Origin of the sequence: Intrasporangium sp., assembly GCF_036566125.1 — a bacterium.
In the GTDB taxonomy this organism is placed as follows: Bacteria; Actinomycetota; Actinomycetes; order Actinomycetales; family Dermatophilaceae; genus Intrasporangium.
The window spans coordinates 1-3,908 of sequence record NZ_DATCWX010000140.1; the positions used below are offsets into that span (position 1 = coordinate 1).

Consider the following 3,908-nt stretch of genomic DNA (forward strand, 5'->3'; position numbering starts at 1 on the left):
CTGGCAGGTCGCCGCCTGCCACGGCCGAGGACGCGACAACCGCCCCGAGCTCGATCGAGGGGTCGTCGAGGGCATCTTGGAGATCGTCCTTGGGCAGCGATGGATCGACGCGCAGGACGTAGCGGGTGTAGGCCTGCTCCACCGTGAGATCAGCGATCGGGCGTCGCTCCTGGTCGTAGCTGTCGAGCAGGCCAGGGCCGGCGATGCCCCGGTGCACCATGGCGAGCTTCCACGCCAGGTTGTGGGCATCGGCCACGCCGGTGTTGCCCCCGAAACCACCTGTCGGCGGCATGACGTGGGCAGAGTCGCCGGCCAGGAACACCCGGCCCCGACCGAACGACGTTGCCGTGGCCGCACTGGCGGTCCAGTACTGCACGGTCTCGATCTCGATGGGCCGATCGTCTGCCGCCCCGAGGGCGGTGCGGACGAGCTCGATGCACCGGTCGGGCGCCAGGTCGTGGGCGACGTTGTTGTCGCGAACGCCGTCGGCGTCGAAGGTGGCGAAGACGGCCAGGAACCCCGACTGGGCGTCGATGGCAAAGCGGAAGAAGCCCAGCAGGTTCGGGTGGTTGACGTAGACGACGCTGAGGTTGCGGTCGCCGATGAGGTCACGCAGGTCAGACCTGAAGTAGATCGTCACGCAGTCGGCGACATCGCCATGCCCGGCCAGCGGAATGTCCAGCTGCTCACGGATCCTGCTGTGAGCCCCGTCGGCAGCCACGACGTGGTCGGTCGTGATCTCGAGGTCGGCGCCGCCCGAGCGCGAGCGAAGGACTGCCGCAACGTGGTCTGGGTGCTCCGTGAGCGACACGAGCTCGGTCCCGAAGAGGTGCTCGGCGCCAAGGGCCACGGCCCGATCACGCAGGACCGGCTCGAGCCCGACCTGGGTGATGAAGAGCCGGGACGTCGGGCTGAGCTCCTCGACGCCGGCGTTGAAGTTCGCGAAGAATGTCGCGATCTCACGCCCACCGAGGCTCTCGACGGCGACGATGGCACCGTTCTGCACGAACTCGAGCGCGGCAGCCTGCTCAACCTCCGACTGGATGCCGACCGATCGGAACACCTCCATGGTCCGCTGGTGGAAGGAGGCAGCCCGTGGATGGATCGCCGTGCCGGAGTGGTGCTCGACGAGCAGGTGCGGCACACCATGGTGCGCAAGGAGGACTGAGGTCGACAGGCCGACGAGGCTGCCGCCGACGACGAGGACGGGGACGTGGCGGACGGTCATGGCACTCGGTGTCCTACTCGGTCCGGGTCACGTGGGTCGCGGAAGAGGCGTAGTCGGTGTAGGTGTACGGGTTGTCGAGGACCTTCGTCTCGGGGATCTCGGGATTCATCCCGGCGATCCACGCCTCCTCGCCGAGCTCGGACCGGAGATGCTCGACCGTGCTCTCCACCTCGCTGCGCACGGCAGGCAGGTCGATCCCGATGAGGGCGTGGTCATGCTTGACGACCCGTCCGTTGACGATGACGGTGTGTACGTCGCCACGCTGCGCCTGATACACGACGTGACCGAACGGGTTGAGCAGCGGGAACATCACCGGAGAGGCGTCGTTCTTGATGAGGACGAGGTCCGCGAGCTTGCCCGGCTCGATCGAACCGAGTCGATCGCCGAGGCCAAGGGCGCGGGCACCACCCAGGGTCGCCCACTCCACCGCCTGATCCGCGTGCAGGTGCACGTGCGTCACGGTCTCGCCCTTCGCGTGGGCCTCGAGGTGTTCGCGGGCACGGTCCGAGCCGACCGTCGCACGCATGGCGGTGAAGAGGTCCCCGCTCATCCAGACCGGCGTGTCCATGGACAGCGACACGTTGATCTCGTGCGATCGCAACGCCCAGCTGGGCGGGTAGCCCTGGCCGCAGGTCTGCTCGCTCTCCGACGCGAGCGACACGTTGCCGCCCGTTGCGGCGATGCGGTTGTAGGAGTCACCGGTCAGGGTCGCGGCATGGACGTAGATGGTCCGGTCGTCCATGAACCCGTTCTCGTGCATGAGCCGGATGCCGTCGTCGTTCGTCGCCCCCCACACTCCGGCGTGCGTGGTGACCGGCGCATTGAGCTCCCGGGCGACCTCGAAGGCCGCCTTCTCGGGGAAGGCAGGGTCGCCCGTCACGTCGAAGGCCATCTGGAAGCCGAGCATGTCGGACCCGCTGAAGCGCCGGGACACGAACTCGCGGAACTCCGGCGCCGCCGACCACTCCCAGGGTCCGGCCTGGATGTTGCCGTAGGCGAGAACGAACCGCCCGGGTACCGACTCGAGCGCGTCGACGGCGGCGTCTGCGTGGTCGACCGTCTGCAAGCCGTGCGACCAGTCCACGCTCGTGGTCACTCCAGCATCGAGCGCCTCGATGGCGGACAGGACGTTGCCGGCATGGATGTCCTCCGGCCGGAACACCTTGCCGTGCTGGAGGTAGTACCAGACGAAGTACTGCGTCAGGGTCCAGTCGGCGCCGTAGCCGCGCATCGCGGTCTGCCACATGTGGCGGTGGGTGTCGATCATGCCGGGCATCACGATGCCGCCCGCTGCGTCGATCTCGATCGTCCCCTCGGGCACGTCGAGGTTCTGCCCGACGGCCTCGACGTGCGTTCCCACGACGAGGACGTCGCCGTCGTGGAGAACCGTCTTGCCCGCATCCATGGTGAGGACCGTGCCGCCACGGAGGACGAGCGGCCGGCCCTTCTCGAAGTCGCTGCTGGTGATGCTGTGGCCTTGTGCTGTCATGGCTACCTTCCCACTCACGCAAGCGCGGACGAGTGTCCGCAGATCGGTCCACTCCCGTTCACGTCAGCGTCCTCCCGGTCTGTTGCAGTGTCAAGACCCCGTTCCCTGGGATAGAGTCGAGCGAATCGGACAATCGTCCGGCTGCCTCGTCGCCAGTGCGGGCAGGCGGCGGACCCGGCCACCAGCCCGCCGCGAACCCGTAGGGAGGTCGTCATGCCGCGTCGCGACGCCGATCCGGATTTCATCGAGTCGATCGCCCGCGGGTTCGACGTCATCAGGGCGTTCCAACCCGGCACGGCGGGGATGTCGCTGAGCGATGTCGCGAGCGCGACCGGCCTGGCCCGGCCCACCGCACGACGCATCCTGCGGACTCTCGAGGCCTTGGGCTACGTCCGCTCGGTGCAGGGGCGTCACACCCTGACGCCACGCGTCCTCGAGCTGGGCCTGACGTACGTCCAGTCGGTCGGCCTCTGGGACGTGGCCCGGCCGCACCTGGAACGGCTGGTGACCCAGACGCACGAGTCGAGCTCCATCGCGCAGCTCGACGGTTCCGACATCGTCTACGTCGCGCGTGTGTCGGTTCCGAAGATCATTGCCCTCGCGGTGCACATCGGCACCCGGTTCCCCGCGCCCGCCACGTCGCTCGGCAAGGTCCTCCTCGCCGACCTGTCCCGAGACCAGCTCGACCAGGCTCTGGCCCAGCCGAGCCGGTCCGGCGTGGAGCCCCGGCACCTGCCCGCGCACGAGGAGCTGGAGGCGAGCCTTCGCGACGTACGGGCCAAGGGCTGGGCGGCGACCGATGAGCAGCTCGCCAGAGGCGTCCGCTCGGTGGCCGTCCCCCTGCGCAACGGGGAGGGGCGGGTCGTCGCGGCAGTCAACGTCACCGTGCACGCTGCCGAGACGTCGATGGACACCCTCCTGAGGTCACACCTGCCGCTCCTGCTCCGGACCGCCGCGGACATCAGTGCCGACTTCGCGGCGCGTGACGCGCTTCCACTGACCACGGCCCGCACGGTTTCTTGACAGCATCCCTCCCACGGTCACACACTCGAAGGACGGCGGACGATCGTCCGCTAGTCGGACGTTTGAACGGAGCTCGAGGTGGCCGACGCACATGACTCCCGGTCCTCGAGTGCGCCCGCCCCGGACCGCGCTCGAGCCGGCGTCGGCTCGTCCGGTCCCCTCTCTGGC

General features: G+C 68.7%; 3 protein-coding genes. 1 reads left to right on the forward strand and 2 read right to left on the reverse strand.

From position 1 onward, the window contains the following. Together VIR15_RS08040 and VIR15_RS08045 are read right to left on the reverse strand one after the other, a co-directional pair. The coding region (locus VIR15_RS08040) for an FAD-dependent monooxygenase (RefSeq protein ID WP_331926955.1) at positions 1–1,228 on the reverse strand (1,228 nt) is incomplete at its 3' end. Between the two features lie 13 nt (positions 1,229–1,241). After that, the gene (locus tag VIR15_RS08045; RefSeq protein ID WP_331926956.1) at positions 1,242–2,717 is read right to left on the reverse strand and encodes an amidohydrolase family protein; all 1,476 of its coding nucleotides are present in this window, start codon (positions 2,715–2,717) and stop codon (positions 1,242–1,244) included. Between the two features lie 213 nt (positions 2,718–2,930). On the opposite strand from VIR15_RS08045, the gene VIR15_RS08050 reads away from it, so the two are divergent. Next, entirely contained in the window at positions 2,931–3,740 is an 810-nt protein-coding gene (locus VIR15_RS08050) for an IclR family transcriptional regulator domain-containing protein (protein ID WP_331926957.1), read from the forward strand. Positions 3,741–3,908 lie beyond the last annotated feature (168 nt).

What these genes read in the sequence shown, in the direction of transcription:
- VIR15_RS08045 (WP_331926956.1), bottom strand. Translation starts at nt 2,717, where the DNA reads ATGACAGCACAAGGCCACAGCATCACCAGCAGCGACTTCGAGAAGGGC.
- VIR15_RS08050 (WP_331926957.1), top strand. Translation starts at nt 2,931, where the DNA reads ATGCCGCGTCGCGACGCCGATCCGGATTTCATCGAGTCGATCGCCCGC.